We start from the raw sequence: 15,973 nt of genomic DNA, 5'->3' as shown, positions 1-15,973 counted from the left end.
TAGCTATTACAGATAAATATTAGTTTGTTATTTATACAGCTTTTGTTATTATTAAAGGAGTAACTTAATTTTAGGCTAATATTATGCGTGCATTTAAAACAGGGATCTTAATTGCGTCGGCATTGTTATTTATTGGGGCATTTAGTTTTGCGCCAAGTTCTGAGCAAGATTTAAGCTTAGTTAGCAATTGTCAGCATCAGGCAAGTAGTAAAAACGCTTCAAACACCTTAACGTGTGCGAAAGTAGAAGAAGACTCATCGTGGTTTTCGTGGCTAACAGGCGATAGCCGCAGTGCGCAGTTTCATTATTTAGATTTATTAGAGCTATTAACCAGCTCAGAAGACGCTAAGAATACGCCTTCAATAAAACCTCTATTTTAAATAATGCTGCACTTTATTAGCGCGTTGCAAAGTGTGCTAGCAGCATTTTTTGGTGTGCAATCAGAGCACAAACGCCAAGCCGACTTCCAACAACACTCCCCTCTTTTTATTATTGCTTTAGCTGTGCTGTTTTTTGTTATTTTTGTAGTGACAATTTACGCAGTGGTTGCTTGGGTGCTAAATACATAGCCATTAGCTCGTCGACCTTATTGCGTGACCCACCTTTAGGGCTGATAGTACGTTTTACCTGAATTTTACCAAGTGTAGCTTGGCTATAAATTTTTCGCGTCCATACGGTATCGTGGTTAGATATAAGCACTGGGGTATTGTTTTCAAACGCGGCTTGCTCGGCTAAGTTTGCCAAGTTTGCTTGATCGTCTAAATTAAACCCGCCTTTAGCATAAGAGGTAAACGACGCTGTTTTACTTAGCGGCACATAAGGCGGATCGCAATAAATAACCGCATTGTTTGGCACAAGCTTAAATACATCATCGTAGCTTAGGCAGGTAAATGTGGCTTTTTGTGCTTTTTCGGCAAAAAAGTACATTTCTTTTTCTGGAAAATAAGGCTTTTTATATTTACCAAATGGCACGTTAAAAATGCCTTTGAGATTATACCTACACAGCCCATTGTAACCATGGCGATTCATGTATAAAAAGAGCATTGCGCGCTCATACACATCACTGCTTTTATTAAACTGTACACGGTATTCGTAGTAAGCGTCTGGGTGGTTATTTAAATCAACAAATAGTTTTTTAGAGTCACTAATAAACTCATCAGGCGAGCGCTTGAGCTCTTTGTATAAGTTAATTAAATCAGCATTGATGTCGTTGAGTAAATAGTGCTTAAAATTACTATTTAAAAATACCGAGCCTGCACCTACAAAAGGTTCTACCAAGGTTTCAGCGTGTTTGCTGGCTTGAGATAAACGTGCATTAATATCTTCAACTAGGCTGTATTTACCGCCAGCCCATTTAAGGAAGGCTCTACTCTTTTGTTGCATTGGTTCTTAACTTCAATCTGCTGTAGCGCGATTTTACACTAAAGTGAGTCAGTTTACTGATCAAGTCGTGCAATTTCTTGTTTTATTTTGCTGATTTTTTTATAAAAAGGCTTGTTCTTTCTAAGCGCACTCGACAAGGCAGACAACGCACTTTTAGCATCAGCGAGTGATGCATAACTGCCAATAGTAACCACCCACCACACTTTATTATTTCGCTTAGTTTGATATACCTTAGCGCGCTGGCTTAAATTATGTTCAATAATAAACTCACGGGTGATTTTTTCCTGTGTAACGGCTAGCAGCTGCACAGTTGTATTATTATCTGGCTGAGCTAAATACCAAGCGTTATCTGATACGTTATTTGAGGTTTTAGGCTGCGGGCTTTCTTTATCGCCACTTTCAATTGGCTCAATAGTCTCAGGAGTGTTTAAGCTTTGTGGTAACGCCTCGCTTTGCTCACTTTGAGCGCTTTGCTCACTTTGCTCACTTTGCTTACTTTGAGCGCTTTGTTGAGCCTGACGCGTTAGGCTTTGCATTATCGCCGGCACATCGTTTTTATGAGGCGCTACATTCTCTTGTGATTTATCGCTGACCGGCTCTAACGGCAAATCCGCTTTTGAAATATCAGAATTAGCATTACTGACTTCTTTATACGCGCTTGGAATAGCGGTAATTTTAGAAGCAGGAATAGCGGTATCTATGTCCTGGCTTTGTTGATTTTGATAGTACGTTTGCCACCACTGGGTCATGTCATTTTTATACAGCAACCCAATGATAAGTAGCATAATTATAATTAACAACGAGATTAAGTGTACTCGCCACGACACTTTATCTTTTTTTACAATATCAGCCACATGCTCGGTTGGTTGCCATGCTAATAATAAGCTGGGGTTGCCTTTCGCTTCATTTAAAAATGCACTAAATACGGGGTCTTCATCGTACGGTAAATTAGGAAAATACCAGCTCATTAGCTGTTTAGATTCATGTGCAGATAAAGGCTCTAAGTAAATTTCAACGGCATTATTAATAGCTAGCTTTGATTGCGAAGCTAACATGATATAAAGCGTTATAGGGCTGTTTTTGGCAAGTAACTCTAACTCCTGTAATAGCTCTTCAGATAAGTGCCTTGCATTATCGAGCACCCACAAACAAGCCTCACACGGCTGCTGCTGCAACAATTGGTAAAAGTTTTCACTTAACGATAAATCGTGGTCAATCAGCGGAGAGTTAAAGCTTTGCTCTAATATATCACTCATCAGTGATACATCATTTACACTGGCACTTACTTGTACAAATGCTTTATTAAAACTGTTGTATTTGTCGGTGATGAAGGTTTCGAGCATATAACTTTTGCCTAGGCCAGAGGTGCCTAGTAATACAATTAAGTTTTGCCCGTATTCAAATTGCAGAGCGATTCTATCCACCAACGCCGCACGGCTTGGTAAAATTTGCGCCTGCATTATTGCTCGATTAACGCTCTAACTTGGTCGTCTGATACGTCATCTACCAATGCGCATTGACCAAATTGAGTAGGTAAAATAAAGCGGATAGTGCCTTTTTTATTTTTTTTGTCTTTACGCATATGCATTAAAAACTGCTCAGCAGTCATTTCACTGGGGATCTCAGTCGGTAAATTATAAAGCTTGAGTAGCGTTACAATTCTATCTACTTCAGTTTGCGATAAATCACCGCGTGTATGCGCTAATTTAGCAGCAAGTACCATTCCGGTAGCAACAGCCTCGCCATGTAGCCATACACCGTATCCCATTTGCGCTTCAATTGCATGCGCAAAGGTATGCCCTAAGTTGAGTAATGCACGAAGGCCATTTTCTTTTTCATCTTGCGCCACGATAAGCGCTTTAATTTCACAACATCTATAAATAATATGCTGCAAACTTGCTTCATTTAGTTGCTGTAGCTTTTCTACATTTTGCTCAATAAAAGCAAATAGCTCGGTATCGTAAATTAAACCATACTTAATAACTTCGGCCATACCCGCTGCAAATTCGCGCGCTGGTAAAGTGTGAAGTGAATTAGTATCAATAAAAACCGCTTGCGGCTGATAAAACGCCCCAATCATGTTTTTACCCAGTGGGTGATTTACCGCTGTTTTGCCCCCTACAGAGGAGTCAACTTGTGATAGTACCGTGGTCGGAATTTGAATAAACGGTACACCGCGCTGATAACATGCAGCAACAAAGCCTGTTAAATCGCCAATAACGCCGCCACCTAGTGCAATTAAGCATGTGTCTCGGCCGCAATTATTTTGCAATAAAAAAGCAGATATTTTCTCAAACCATTCAAGTGACTTGTATTGCTCACCATCGGGAATGACAAAAGAAAGAGGGTTTAGATCAGCTAACGAATCAAGCAGTCCTTGTAAATATAAAGGCGCAACTGTGTCGTTAGTGATAATGATAGGCCGACAATCACCAATGTGGTGAACAAGGCGGCCATTATCTTGAAGTGCAGATTGACCAATAAAAATAGGATAACTTCGCTCGTCCAAATTAACAGTTAATTCAAGCATGCTTTGTTATTTCCTTAATTATTGGTTTTTAAAAATCTAATTTCTCGATGATTTGGTTAGCAACAACTTTAGCGCTTTGCTCATCGGTGCGTACAACAAAATCGGCAACTTCTTTGTATAGTGGCTCGCGTTCTTCTGCTAAGCGCTCTAGTACATTACGAGGTGCTTCTTCAGTTTGCAGTAATGGGCGACGCTTGTCGCGTTGCGTGCGTGCAACTTGCTTTTCTATAGGTGTCTCTAGGTATACAACGATACCACGAGCCGAAAGCTTGTTTCGAACTTCTTTACTCATTACTGAACCACCACCGGTTGCAAGTACAATACCTTGCATTTCGGTTAAGTCGCCAATAACAGATTCTTCACGAAGTCTAAAGCCTTCTTCACCCTCAAGATCAAACACCCAGGCAATATCTGCACCGGTACGGCGTTCGATTTCTTGATCAGAATCGACAAATTCAAGGTGTAATTGGTCAGCGATGTGACGACCAATCGTGCTTTTGCCAGCCCCCATGGGGCCAACTAGAAATATATTACGTTTCTCAGCCATATCTTTTAGTACAAACGAACTCTAAAATTTGAAATAAAACCCCGCCTAACGACCTGGCCCCAAAATTAAGGAGGGGATTATCTCAGTAATTGGCCGGGTATTTCAAGTCTATTACAATAAAAAGCCATATAACGAGCAATTATTATCAATAAACACTCGTTGACGAACATAAAACCACTAAATTTTAGTCTATTTGTATTTTCGGTGTCACGAAAATAAGTAATTCACGTTTCTCATTAAACTCGCTGGTGCTCTTAAATAAGCGTCCAACATATGGAATATCACCAAGTACAGGTACTTTATTTGTGGTATTAATTATTTGCTGCTGAAAAATACCACCCAGCACAACGGTTTGGCCGTTATCAACCAGCACTTGTGTTTCAATTTGTTGAGTGTCTATCGAAACCGCTTCACCTGTTCCAGTTTGAACCGTTTCGCCACGAGTATCTTGTGTAATAACTAAGTCTAAAATAACTTTGTTATCAGGCGTAATATGCGGTGTAACCTCAAGGCTCAATACCGCTTTTTTAAAGCTTACAGTAGTAGCACCACTTGAGGCTGATTCGGTATAGGGGATTTCAGTACCTTGCTCAATACGTGCTTTTTGCTGATTAGCTGCAGTAATCCGCGGACTTGCGATAATCTCAGCCTTATTTTCTTCCTCTAAAGCACTTAGCTCTAAATCAATTAAAGTGCCATTAGCCAACTTAGCTATGTGTAAACCAATACTTGCCGCAGGGTTAGTAATAGGTAGGTTTACATTAAGACGGTCTGATAAATCAGGAATAATGCCATTTGAGATAGACTCAGCTCCTTCAAGCGAGCCAGAGATACCATCACTATCTTGTTGATCACTAAATCCCCAACGCACGCCTAAATCTTCTGTGACGTTATCGCGCACCGTTACCATACGTGATTCAATAATAACCTGTTGCACTGGGATATCGAGTGTTTCAATCATACGGCGAATGCTCTCAATGCTCTTCGCTGAATCTTTAATAAGTAATGTATTGGTACGCTGGTCAACCGATACACTGCCTCGGGCAGAAATGATGCTGTTAGTGTCGGTTTTCAGTAAATCCGCAAAATCTTCAGCTTTAGCGTAGTTTAAACGAATATACTCACTGTAAAGCGGCTCTAAATCCTCGACCTTTTGTTTTGCTAGTAAATCTTTAGCTTCACGAGCGGCGAGCTCTTCAGCTGGCGCAACCATCAATATAGAGCCATCCATACGCTTATCAAGGCCTTTAATACGTAGTACAACATCTAAAGCCTGATCCCATGGAACGCCATCTAAACGAAGCGTAATATTGCCGGTTACTGAGTCACTCGTTACTAAGTTAAACTCGTTATAACCCGCTATGATTTGCAGTACAGCTCTAACCGAAATATCTTGGAAGTTTAAGGTCATTGGACGACCTTGATATTCCTTGCCGCCATCTAAATAGGCATTTTGCGTTTCATCTTTTTCAATGGTTAACGTTAAAATGTTATCTATTTGCTGGTAGGTAAAGGTAAAAGCAGCATTAGGCTCAATAACTACACGGCTTAAGCTATCTTCTTTAAAGGTTTCAATGCTACTTACTACAGTACCAAAATCTAGCACATCTAATTCATACAGTAAGTCGTCTAAAATATCTGTGTGATGAAACTCTGCAATTATTTTTCCACCACTTTCATGTACTTCTATTGCAGCTTGCGTGTCTTGTAAAAATACTAAAACTTTTGCTTCGCCTTTTTCACCACGGCGAAAATCAATAGATTGAATCCGATTAATATAAGCGCTTGAGGCATCATAACTATTGCTGCTTTCATCAGAAGCTTGCTCAGTAAGCGGGTTATCAGATACGCGCAACGACACTAAGTTATTATTAACTTGTGTTTCGTATATTTTTAAACGCTCTAAATTTACCGTAACTTTTAAGCCTTGCTCTGTCAGTACGCTGCTTACACTGTTAATACCTGCGTGATCGACCGGCACATTTTCAAGACCCTGTTCTAGTTCTGCACCATCAAATAGCATTTCTATGCGCGCTGGTGTGTTGTGTACTTGAATTTTAGGTTGTTGTGTTAGCTCTTCGTCAAATACAAGTTGTAACTCTGTCTCGCCTTTTAGCAAGGGGTTATAACGTACATCATAAAGTAGCGGCGCTGCACTGGCTGTTTTTGCAACAAAAAGAGCCAATATGACAAATAACACCGTTTGAAAACGATGATGCCAAAGTACATCCTTATGCATGTGTGTTTTACCTTTTTTATTATTAATTTGCGCCATTATTTGCCGCCTCTAACATTTCCAATTTAGTCAGCCGCTCTTTCCAACAACCCGACCCATCAGGGATTAATTCAACTAGTTCTACATAATCACTACTTACAGACTTAACTTTACCGTCATACGTCCCTAAGTAATTATTTACCGTTACCCTATGCAGCGTTTCATCCGCTGCGGTGATCAGTGCCCACATTTGCCCGTTAGAGCCTAATGTACCTTTCATTGATAGGTTATCGAGCGGATACTTTTCTAGTGGCTCTCTCACTCTATCAGGGTCAGGGTGTAAACAATTTTTAATTTGCGTTAGTTTATTTTGAATAATTTCAGGCTGCGGAGCCACAAAAGGACTACGTAACTGCGATGCATTATATTCAAAATGTTCAAACTGCGTTAATTCAGGTATTTCCTCAACTTTAGGCGTGGTGCTGGCCTTAACTTGGTCAATAAATTCTTTTTGCTCCGACGTATCGTCGTTACAACCTGTCAACAATAAAACAGACAATGATAATAAAGGGACTAATCTCACTTTTTAACCCCTTCTTCATAACGATATGTTTTTGCTACCACACTGAATGTTAGTTGCTTTTCGCCAGATGATACAATCGAAAAGTCGTGTAAACTTACAATTCGTGGTAATTGGGCTACTTTTCCTACAAATTCACCAAATTCATGGTAAGTGCCTATTACTTCAATTTTAATTGGCAGCTCAGTATAAAACTCTTTTTCGACTTCAGGTAACCAGCCAATTTTCAAAAATGTTAAACCGCTAGTAGTACCTACATAAGATAAATCGTCTAACAGGCCTGGGGTTTCATTTGATGTAGGTAATCGCTTTAGTAGTTGTGAAAACTTATCTTCCATTTCAACCATTTGCTGGCGGTATATATCAAGCTTACTGGCTACGGCATACTTTGTTCTGTAGGTACTGCGCAGCTCTACTTCTTTAGCTACCGCGCTGTGATAGCTGTCTATTTCATCAGATACCAATAGGCTGTAACTAAAAAACAACACTAAACCGGCTATAAATAAGCAACAAATTGCTTTTACCGCAACGGGCCACTCGCCAATGTTGTCGAGCTCAATTTCATTCCAATCTATTTCATTTAAGGCTTTTAAATCAAGGTTCATCACTTACCTCACCAATTTCATCAAATGGTTTTACGTAAAACTCCATATTAAAATCACTGAGTAACCGTGATGTTTGATCGCCTGCCACAATGCCTTGCATGGTAGGTCTTTCTAATAAATATGAGCCTTGCACCTGACGCAGCATAGTAGATAAACGGTTGTTTGATTCACTGCGCCCTAGCACATGTATTTGACTACCGCGGCGCTCAAGCTTAGTTAAATACACGCCTTGAGGTACAATTTTAGCTACTTCATCCATAATTTGAGTACCTAAATTACGGCTGCTTTGTAGCTCTTCAATTAATCGCATACGTTGTTGTAAATTTTCTTTTCGCTTATCAAGATTTCTAATTTCACTGATTTTTTTATCAAGCATGCTTATTTCTGAGCTTAAATAATTATTTTTTAAATTTTGGCCATCTTTTAAACCCGCGTAAAAAGAGCTAAGTAAGTACATACTTGCAAAACAGCCAATAACAACCGCAACTAAAATTGTTATAAATTTCTTTTTTGATTCTTCACGCTGCAGCTCTCGCCACGGCAATAGATTTATATGTGGCATGATGAAAAGCTCCTTAATGCCAAACCAGTAGCAATTGCAAACTGCGTTCTATTTCGCTGCATTACATTTCTGTCTACTTTTGGCGAAACTTCCATATTTGCAAATGGTTCAGCAACCACAGCATGAATACCTAGCTCTTCAATTAACAACCTATCTAAACCGTCAATCATCGATGTACCGCCGGTTAGCACAATATAATCTACTTGATCTTTACCTGTGGTTGTTAAAAACATTTGTACCGCACGGCGCACTTGTTGCAATAATGATGTTTGAAACGGCGCCAGCACTTCAAAAGTATAATTAGGGGGTAAGTCACCCGTTGTTTTGCCTATTTCAGCCTCATCAAAGCCTTTATTATAGTAAGACACAATGCTGTTAGTGTATTGGTCGCCACCAAACACTTGGTCACGGGTATAAATTGTTTCACCTGCTTGAACAACACTCACCAACATTAAAACAGCGCCAATATCTACCACAGCAACACACTTATTAAAGGCGTCACTTGGTAATTGCTGATAATACACATCCATTGCTCTACTTAACGCATAGCTTTCAACATCAACCACTTTAGCGGTTAAGTTTGCCGCCTCAAGTGCGCCCACACGGGCTTCAACACTTTCTGTACGTGCAGCAGATAACAACACATTCATTTTACTCGGGTCGGCTTCGTTGGTAGAGAGCTTTTCAAAATCTAAACTCACTTCATCAAGGGGGTAAGGTATTAAGCTGTCAGCTTCTATTTCAATTTGCGACTCTAATTCAGCGTCACTTAATGAAACATCCATAAAAATAACTTTAGTGATAACGGTTTGCCCTGATACAGCCACTGCCGCTGATTTTAAAGATTTTGGTAGTTTTCTTTTTAATTTTGTAATTATGTTACCAATTGCTTCAATATCCTGAATAGAGCGCTCGCTCATTGCCCCTTTTGGCATAGGTTCAATTGCAAGTGCTTCTAGTCGAAATCCCGTTTCAATTTCACTTAAAAGCACTGCTTTGATAGAGTGCGATCCGATATCAATTCCGACCATCGCAGTGGATGGCTTTTGAAATAGTTGACTTAGCATGTTTGCAACTTGACCTTTGTTTTAATAATAAACAAGTTATAATTTTTTTAGTAAAAAATATTATTCATTTTTTAATCAATATATACTAGCAGTCTAAACTCGCAATTGGGAGTCCATTTAGGGAAATATAAGTGATTTTATTAAAACGAACATTACAATTTTTTATCATTTGCACGTTATTTGGTCTGATCACTTTAATCAGCCTTTATTATTACGTTAAACCTGATATCCCCAGTGTGCAAGTTTTAAAAGACGTGCAATTACAAACCCCTATGCAAGTCTTTACAAAAGATGGACTCTTAATTAATCAATTTGGTGAAAAACGCCGCATCCCCGTCACTATAGACGAAATTCCCCAGCCTTTAATTGATGCTTTTTTAGCAACAGAAGACAACCGTTTTTATGACCATATTGGTATAGACCCTATTGGTATTGTCCGTTCTGCTATTGTGTTAATTTCAACAGGTGAGAAAAAACAAGGCGCGAGTACCATTACTATGCAGCTTGCTCGTAACTTCTTTTTAACACGAGAAAAAGCGTATATTCGTAAAGTTAAAGAGATTTTTATAGCTCTACATATTGAAAGTGTATTAACAAAAGACGAAATTCTTGAGCTGTATCTTAATAAAATAGAACTAGGTAATCGTGCATTTGGTATTGGTGCTGCTGCTCAAGTTTACTATGGCAAAGAACTAAAAGACCTCACTCTTGCACAAATGGCAATGATTGCCGGTTTACCTAAAGCCCCTTCGGCGCTTAACCCGATTCGTAACCCAATTAGAGCTAAAGCACGCCGCAATGTAGTGCTTGGTCGCTTACTTACTGAAAACTATATTACGCAAAAACAATACAACGAGGCGGCTAACCAGCCTATCACTGCTTATTTTCACGGTGCTGAGATAGACCTTTACGCCCCTTATATCTCTGAGATGGTTCGTGCTGAGATGGTTGAGCGCTACGGTGTAGAAAAAGCATATAACTCTGGCTTTAAAATATTTACCTCTGTGGAGTCTAAAGTTCAAAAGGCTGCGCAAACAGCTTTAGTTAATAATTTACATAACTACGATATGCGTCATGGCTTTCGTGGGCCTGTAGACGTGTTATGGGATCCAGAAACACAGCCTGCCTTAAGTGAGCAGCAAATTATAGAAAAGCTAAAACCTGTTAAAGAAATAGCTGATTTGCATGCTGGCGTGGTGTTAAATGTGACAGAGAAAACCGCTGACGTTATTTTAAAAAATGGCCAGCGCACCACACTTGATTGGGATAATTTAAAATGGGCGCGCAAATACATTACTCGCTACCGCCAAAGTTTTGCCCCTAAAGCCGCTACTGACATTCTTACCCCTGGCATGCAAATATGGCTGCGTAAAAATAACGACAGCAGTTACCTACTAAGCCAAATACCAGAAGCTGCCAGTGCACTTGTTTCACTCGACCCACAAGATGGCCGTATTAAAGCTATAGTAGGCGGTTACAGTTTTGAGCAAAGCCAATACAACCGAGCGGTACAAGCTAAACGCCAAGTTGGCTCTAATATTAAACCGTTTATATATTCTGCTGCGCTCGAAAATGGCTATACATTAGCCTCTATTTTAAACGACGCGCCAATAAACCAGTGGGATAAAAGTTTAGGTGTAGCGTGGCGACCAAAAAACAGCCCAGCAGTTTATAATGGCCCTATACGTATTCGCCGTGCACTTGCACAATCTAAAAACGTTATTTCTGTGCGCTTACTTCGCGGTGTAGGGTTACAACGCACCGCCGATCACTTGCTTAAGTTTGGTTTTAAAGATGCTGATATTAACCGCAGTGAATCGTTAGCATTAGGCAGTGCATCAATCACGCCATTAGAGCTTGCTCGCGGCATGAGCGCATTTGCTAATGGCGGTCACTTAATTGAACCTTACTTTATATCTGAAATTCAAGATGCCTATGGCAATGTACTATTTAAAGCAAACCCGGCTCTTGCTTGCGATGAAGACGAGTTATTACCCGTCTCTCAAGCAATGGATAGCTTTGCCAACAATAACCTAGATACCGACATAACAGATGATACAGCCACGCAAGCACGTTGTGCACCACGTGTTATTTCAAAGCAAAATGCTTTTTTAATTGCTGAAGCAATGCACAGCGCAGTATGGGGTGGCGGTAGCTGGACCCATAAAACAGGCTGGAGCGGGACAGGCTGGCGTGCGCAAGCATTAGATAGACGCGATCTATCGGGTAAAACAGGCACAACCAATGACTCTGTTGATACTTGGTTTAGCGGCTTTAACCGCAATGTAGTAACGTCTGTATGGGTTGGTTTTGACAACCCAGGTAACTCGTTAGGACGCTCAACCTATAATAACAACCTAGATAGCAGTCAAATCTCTGGTGCTGAATCGGGCGCCAAAACGGCACAGCCTGCTTGGGTTGATTTTATGAAAGTGGCGCTTGAGGGCACACCAGAAGCGCCAATAGAGCCTCCTGAAGGGCTAGTTTCAATTCGTATCGATTTAAAAACAGGTTTGTTAAGTCATAAAAACGACTACACCAGTCGCTTTGAATATTTTGAAAAAGGCACTGCGCCTACAAAATATGTGCTGTCTCAGCCAACTGATATTTTTGAAGAAGATACAAAAACAGAAGAAGAGCTATTCTAAAAACAAAAACGGCAGCTTACACAAGCTGCCGTTTTACTATTAATATTTGCTGCGCTATTTTAGGTTTTTAACTAACCAATATAAATCAGAGTGCACTCCCGCGGCGGTCACTTCTTTGCCTGCCCCAGGGCCTTGTATTACTAAGGCGTTTTCGTTGTACCACTGGCTATTAATAACAAAGATATTATCGCCAGGTGTTAAGTTAGCTAAGGCGTCCCCTTTAGGCGCGTAAGTTATACCTACCTTCGCCGATACTTTACCCTGCTCTAATGCCAATAAACCGGTATACCTAAGTACAGCATCTTGAGCATTTGCCGCATCGGCATGGTGTTTAATAAAGGCATTTAGCTTATCTTTATTCGCTAAAAAGTCATCCCATGAACCTTGGGCTAGCTCATCAGGCATTAATGCTTGTAAGCTTATATCATCTAAATCTAATTCAATACCAAGCTCGCGCGCAAGTATTAGCAATTTACGTTGCATATCGCGGCCAGATAAATCCTCGCGAGGATCAGGCTCTGTAAAGCCCATTTTTTGCGCTTCAAGAACAAGGTCAGAAAATGCCACACTGCCATCGTACTTACTGCATAGCCACGAGAGTGTGCCCGAGAAAACACCTTCAATACGGGTAATTTTATCGCCACTATTTTGTAAATCGGCCAACGCAAAGTTAATTGGCAATCCTGCCCCAACACTGGTGTTGTAGCGCCAATGCAAGTTACGCTCGCTAATACTTTGGCGCAGCGCGTTATACCAATTAGATGCAGCAGTGCCTGCGTACTTGTTAGCACTTATTAAATGGCAGTCTCGCTCTACAAAGTCGGTGTATAATTGGCTAAATTGCTCGCTTGCCGTTATATCAACAACAACTTTGTGCTCGTAATCAAGTTCGTTTAATGCACTTAATAAATCCGCCTGCTCATAAGCAACGGCATTATGCTGCCATTGTTTTTTCCACTGTCCGAGTGTAATACCCGAGGCATTAAATAGCATATGTTGCGAGCGAATTAACCCAACTAGCTTAATACTATAATCGCCCGACAAACGCTTAAATTGAGCATCTAGCTGGCTTAAAAATTCATCGCCTACATTACCTAAGCCAGCCACAACCAGAGCAACTTCTTGACCTTTATTAATTAATTTTTCGTGCAATAAACTAAGTACATCGCTTTCTATTAACTGATCTGTTAACAGCAATGTATAGCCTGTATCTTGATGAATAAAACGAGGGTGAATACTTTGCTGATTTAAAACCTCAGCCGCTAATGTACTTAATGTGTAAACATCTTGCGTAGGCGCAACCACCGCGCAGCCATTTAAATTAGACTCGCTTATATTTGCTCGCCCAGCGAAATAACTCACTACTTGATGCGTTGCACCCGCGGGCACAACTAAGTATGTATCGCCGTTGTGTATAAAATGATGAAGGCTGTGCTGAATAAGCTGGCTAACATGCGCCACTTCTCCCGCGTTAAGGCCTTCAACGAGCAGTAAATCAACGTTTTGTAATGTAGTAATAAAACGTTTTTGCTTAGCTTTGCCTTGTTTTACAATATCGGTAGGGGCAGTTTGCACATCAAAACTACTACGTACAGCCAGTTTAATATTACTGTTTTTTAAAGGCGAAAGCGTTTTAGCATGTAAAACCGGGTTACCCAATCGAGCTAATAAGTTAGCTTGTTCACGGCACACCTTGTTGTACTTAATCGCCTTTTCAACTTTACGTGGGTCGGCACTAAATACCCCTGGCGTATCAGTCCAAATACATACATTTTGTGCGTCGCAATAATTGGCTAATAAGGTGGCGCTGTAATCACTGCCATTGCGCCCAAGCGTAACTGTTTTACCATCAGCACTTGCTGCGATAAACCCTGTTACTACGTTAATTTTATTTGCTTCAATAACTTGGCTGCATTGCTGTTTGTTTTGCGCATGCAAAAGCTCCCCGCTTGTTACACTAAACAGCGCTCTAGCATCATGAGCACACGCTTGAATGTTTAATTGCGTTAAATAGGCTGCCAATAATCGCGCAGACCACAGCTCACCATGCGCCAGTAAGGCCGCCTCTTGCAACTGCTGCTTGCTGGCTTGCTCTGCTACGTCACTTAGCTCTTGCGCCAACACAGCTAAAACCGTGTGTTTAGCATCAGCTTTTAATAACTCTTCAATTAATGCCGTTTGGTGATTACTCAATTGCAGCAAAATATCAGCAACGGCTTGCTTATCTTGTTGTTGATAACTTTGCCACAGCGATACCAATGTATCGGTGGTTTTACCCGCAGCAGATACAACCACGCAATCGCCAGGCTGTGTGTGGCCAATAATTATTTTTGCCACACTTTGATAGCGCTCGCCCGAGCTTAAGCTCGAGCCGCCAAATTTATGTACACTTTTTACCATACTCAATCACCACAAAGCTGGATGAGCAGCCTGCTGCTTTACATCACCATTGGCATTGCCTGCAGCTTTACCAACACGCCCTACATTTTTATTTTGACCAGGTTTAACTAAGTTAAATACACGTTCAAAATCAGCCAGTAGGTCTTCTACATCTTCAATACCGACCGAAATACGAATTAGCGTATCGCCCACACCCGCCTCTAAACGTGCTTGAGCTTCCATACCTGCGTGAGTCATGGTCGCAGGATGACAAATTAAACTCTCAACCCCACCTAACGATTCTGCTAAGCTAAATTCTTTAAGGCTCGTTAAAAACGCCGCTGCATCATCTACATCGCCTTTAATATCAAAACTAACCATACCACCAAACCCAAGCTGTTGGGCTTTAGCAAGCGCATGTTGAGGATGCGATTCAAGGCCTGGGTAGTAAACTTGGCTAACATACTCAGAGCTTTCTAAGTATTTAGCAATTGCCAGGGCATTTTCTTGGTGCTGTTTTAAACGCACATTTAAAGTACGTAAACCACGTAACGTTAAATAGCTATCAAATGGTGCGCCGGTAATACCAATGTTATTGGCCCACCAAGCAAGCTCATCACCAAGCTCTTGTGTTGCAGCAACAACTGCACCGCCTACAACATCAGAATGGCCGTTTATATATTTAGTGGTTGAGTGCACAACAATATCTACGCCAAACTTAATGGGGTTTTGTAATGCCGGTGATAAAAAGGTGTTATCGGCGGCCACTAATGCACCGCACTGTTTTGCTATATCCGTCACGGCTTTAATATCCGTTAGGCGCAGCACAGGGTTACTTGGTGTTTCTATCCAAATTAATTTAGGTTTAATGGTTAAAATTTGTTCTAGGCTTTCTGGTTTAGTTAAATCAAGTACTTTAAGTTTAAGCAAGCCGCGCTTTTCTAACGACGTAAATAAACGGTAGCTGCCGCCATAACAATCGTGAGGAATAACCAATGTATCATCGTTATTTAATAACTGTGTGGCTAAGTGCACTGCTGCCATGCCCGTAGCAGTAATAATTCCGCGTGCGCCACCTTCAAGTTCTGCTAAAGTTTCAGCTAAAATATCGCGATTAGGATTACCACTGCGTCCATAGTCGTATGCGCGCTTAGTATCAAAATCGGCAAACGAATAAGTCGTCGATAAATAAATTGGCGGTACAACGGCGCCATGATGTTTATCGGCATCAACCCCATTTCGTACAGCAATGGTTGCTTTGTTTTTTTCGCTCATATTCGTCACCTGATTAATTTGGATGTTTAGACGTCTAAAAGAGTAAGTTATCCATTATAATAAGTCAAAGCTTTTAAAGCTCTAGATGGCTAAAAATAACAGATGTGTAAAACTTCAATGAGGCTGTATTTACTATTACAGCCAGCTTATTAAGATAGATTGCTATCTATTATTTGACTATC

Annotated in this window: 14 protein-coding genes; 3 read left to right on the top strand and 11 right to left on the bottom strand. The window is 40.6% G+C overall.

Features of this window, described 5'->3' with window-relative positions:
* Positions 1 to 83: 83 nt before the first annotated feature.
* A complete protein-coding gene (locus CWC04_RS10405; RefSeq protein ID WP_029771857.1) occupies positions 84 to 380 on the top strand; it encodes a hypothetical protein in 297 nt (98 codons plus the stop codon).
* 3 nt (positions 381 to 383) lie between these two features.
* Positions 384 to 569, top strand: a complete 186-nt coding sequence (locus CWC04_RS10400) for a DUF2970 domain-containing protein (protein ID WP_024032525.1) — start codon at positions 384 to 386, stop codon at positions 567 to 569.
* On the opposite strand, the gene CWC04_RS10395 is transcribed toward CWC04_RS10400, so the two are convergent.
* The 9 genes from CWC04_RS10395 to CWC04_RS10355 form a co-directional block, all read right to left on the bottom strand.
* Positions 517 to 1,383 (bottom strand): Dam family site-specific DNA-(adenine-N6)-methyltransferase, encoded by an 867-nt coding sequence (locus CWC04_RS10395; RefSeq protein WP_024032526.1) that lies wholly within the window; start codon positions 1,381 to 1,383, stop codon positions 517 to 519. The two genes, CWC04_RS10400 and CWC04_RS10395, sit on opposite strands and share 53 nt — an antisense overlap.
* 53 nt (positions 1,384 to 1,436) lie before the next feature.
* A complete protein-coding gene (locus tag CWC04_RS10390) occupies positions 1,437 to 2,843 on the bottom strand; it encodes an AAA family ATPase (RefSeq protein WP_138685360.1) in 1,407 nt (468 codons plus the stop codon).
* Complete coding sequence (gene aroB, locus CWC04_RS10385; RefSeq protein ID WP_138685359.1) at positions 2,843 to 3,913, bottom strand: 3-dehydroquinate synthase; 1,071 nt, start codon at positions 3,911 to 3,913, stop codon at positions 2,843 to 2,845. Before aroB ends, CWC04_RS10390 begins: the two co-directional genes overlap by 1 nt.
* Positions 3,914 to 3,941: 28 nt before the next feature.
* A complete protein-coding gene (gene aroK / locus CWC04_RS10380) occupies positions 3,942 to 4,460 on the bottom strand; it encodes a shikimate kinase AroK (RefSeq protein ID WP_004589350.1) in 519 nt (172 codons plus the stop codon).
* 184 nt (positions 4,461 to 4,644) lie between these two features.
* Positions 4,645 to 6,735 (bottom strand): type IV pilus secretin PilQ, encoded by a 2,091-nt coding sequence (locus tag CWC04_RS10375; RefSeq protein ID WP_138685358.1) that lies wholly within the window; start codon positions 6,733 to 6,735, stop codon positions 4,645 to 4,647.
* Positions 6,722 to 7,258 (bottom strand): pilus assembly protein PilP, encoded by a 537-nt coding sequence (locus CWC04_RS10370; protein ID WP_138685357.1) that lies wholly within the window; start codon positions 7,256 to 7,258, stop codon positions 6,722 to 6,724. Before CWC04_RS10370 ends, CWC04_RS10375 begins: the two co-directional genes overlap by 14 nt.
* A complete protein-coding gene (locus CWC04_RS10365) occupies positions 7,255 to 7,860 on the bottom strand; it encodes a type IV pilus inner membrane component PilO (protein WP_004589347.1) in 606 nt (201 codons plus the stop codon). Before CWC04_RS10365 ends, CWC04_RS10370 begins: the two co-directional genes overlap by 4 nt.
* Positions 7,850 to 8,422 carry a PilN domain-containing protein gene (locus CWC04_RS10360; RefSeq protein WP_024032531.1) on the bottom strand — a complete coding sequence of 191 codons (573 nt, stop codon included), beginning with the start codon at positions 8,420 to 8,422 and terminating at the stop codon, positions 7,850 to 7,852. The genes CWC04_RS10365 and CWC04_RS10360 overlap by 11 nt, the downstream gene beginning before the upstream one ends.
* Positions 8,410 to 9,489 carry a pilus assembly protein PilM gene (locus CWC04_RS10355; protein ID WP_004589345.1) on the bottom strand — a complete coding sequence of 360 codons (1,080 nt, stop codon included), beginning with the start codon at positions 9,487 to 9,489 and terminating at the stop codon, positions 8,410 to 8,412. Before CWC04_RS10355 ends, CWC04_RS10360 begins: the two co-directional genes overlap by 13 nt.
* 131 nt (positions 9,490 to 9,620) lie before the next feature.
* Between CWC04_RS10355 and CWC04_RS10350 the strand changes: the two genes are divergently transcribed.
* Positions 9,621 to 12,137 carry a penicillin-binding protein 1A gene (locus tag CWC04_RS10350; protein WP_138685356.1) on the top strand — a complete coding sequence of 839 codons (2,517 nt, stop codon included), beginning with the start codon at positions 9,621 to 9,623 and terminating at the stop codon, positions 12,135 to 12,137.
* 54 nt (positions 12,138 to 12,191) lie between these two features.
* On the opposite strand, the gene metL is transcribed toward CWC04_RS10350, so the two are convergent.
* Both metL and metB read right to left on the bottom strand, forming a co-directional pair.
* Entirely contained in the window at positions 12,192 to 14,537 is a 2,346-nt protein-coding gene (gene metL / locus CWC04_RS10345; RefSeq protein WP_138685355.1) for a bifunctional aspartate kinase/homoserine dehydrogenase II, read from the bottom strand.
* 6 nt (positions 14,538 to 14,543) lie between these two features.
* On the bottom strand, positions 14,544 to 15,791 hold the full coding sequence (gene metB, locus CWC04_RS10340) for a cystathionine gamma-synthase (RefSeq protein ID WP_126005655.1): 1,248 nt from the start codon (positions 15,789 to 15,791) through the stop codon (positions 14,544 to 14,546).
* Between the last annotated feature and the right edge of the window lie 182 nt (positions 15,792 to 15,973).

Origin of the sequence: Pseudoalteromonas sp. S2893 (assembly GCF_005887105.1) — a bacterium.
In the GTDB taxonomy this organism is placed as follows: domain Bacteria; phylum Pseudomonadota; class Gammaproteobacteria; order Enterobacterales; family Alteromonadaceae; genus Pseudoalteromonas; species Pseudoalteromonas atlantica.
This window is presented reverse-complemented; position numbering and strand designations above follow the sequence as displayed.

What these genes read in the sequence shown, in the direction of transcription:
- CWC04_RS10360 (WP_024032531.1), bottom strand. Translation starts at nt 8,422, where the DNA reads ATGCCACATATAAATCTATTGCCGTGGCGAGAGCTGCAGCGTGAAGAA.
- CWC04_RS10390 (WP_138685360.1), bottom strand. Translation starts at nt 2,843, where the DNA reads ATGCAGGCGCAAATTTTACCAAGCCGTGCGGCGTTGGTGGATAGAATC.
- metB (WP_126005655.1), bottom strand. Translation starts at nt 15,791, where the DNA reads ATGAGCGAAAAAAACAAAGCAACCATTGCTGTACGAAATGGGGTTGAT.
- CWC04_RS10405 (WP_029771857.1), top strand. Translation starts at nt 84, where the DNA reads ATGCGTGCATTTAAAACAGGGATCTTAATTGCGTCGGCATTGTTATTT.
- CWC04_RS10365 (WP_004589347.1), bottom strand. Translation starts at nt 7,860, where the DNA reads ATGAACCTTGATTTAAAAGCCTTAAATGAAATAGATTGGAATGAAATT.
- aroB (WP_138685359.1), bottom strand. Translation starts at nt 3,913, where the DNA reads ATGCTTGAATTAACTGTTAATTTGGACGAGCGAAGTTATCCTATTTTT.
- CWC04_RS10355 (WP_004589345.1), bottom strand. Translation starts at nt 9,489, where the DNA reads ATGCTAAGTCAACTATTTCAAAAGCCATCCACTGCGATGGTCGGAATT.
- metL (WP_138685355.1), bottom strand. Translation starts at nt 14,537, where the DNA reads ATGGTAAAAAGTGTACATAAATTTGGCGGCTCGAGCTTAAGCTCGGGC.
- CWC04_RS10375 (WP_138685358.1), bottom strand. Translation starts at nt 6,735, where the DNA reads ATGGCGCAAATTAATAATAAAAAAGGTAAAACACACATGCATAAGGAT.
- CWC04_RS10395 (WP_024032526.1), bottom strand. Translation starts at nt 1,383, where the DNA reads ATGCAACAAAAGAGTAGAGCCTTCCTTAAATGGGCTGGCGGTAAATAC.
- CWC04_RS10400 (WP_024032525.1), top strand. Translation starts at nt 384, where the DNA reads ATGCTGCACTTTATTAGCGCGTTGCAAAGTGTGCTAGCAGCATTTTTT.
- aroK (WP_004589350.1), bottom strand. Translation starts at nt 4,460, where the DNA reads ATGGCTGAGAAACGTAATATATTTCTAGTTGGCCCCATGGGGGCTGGC.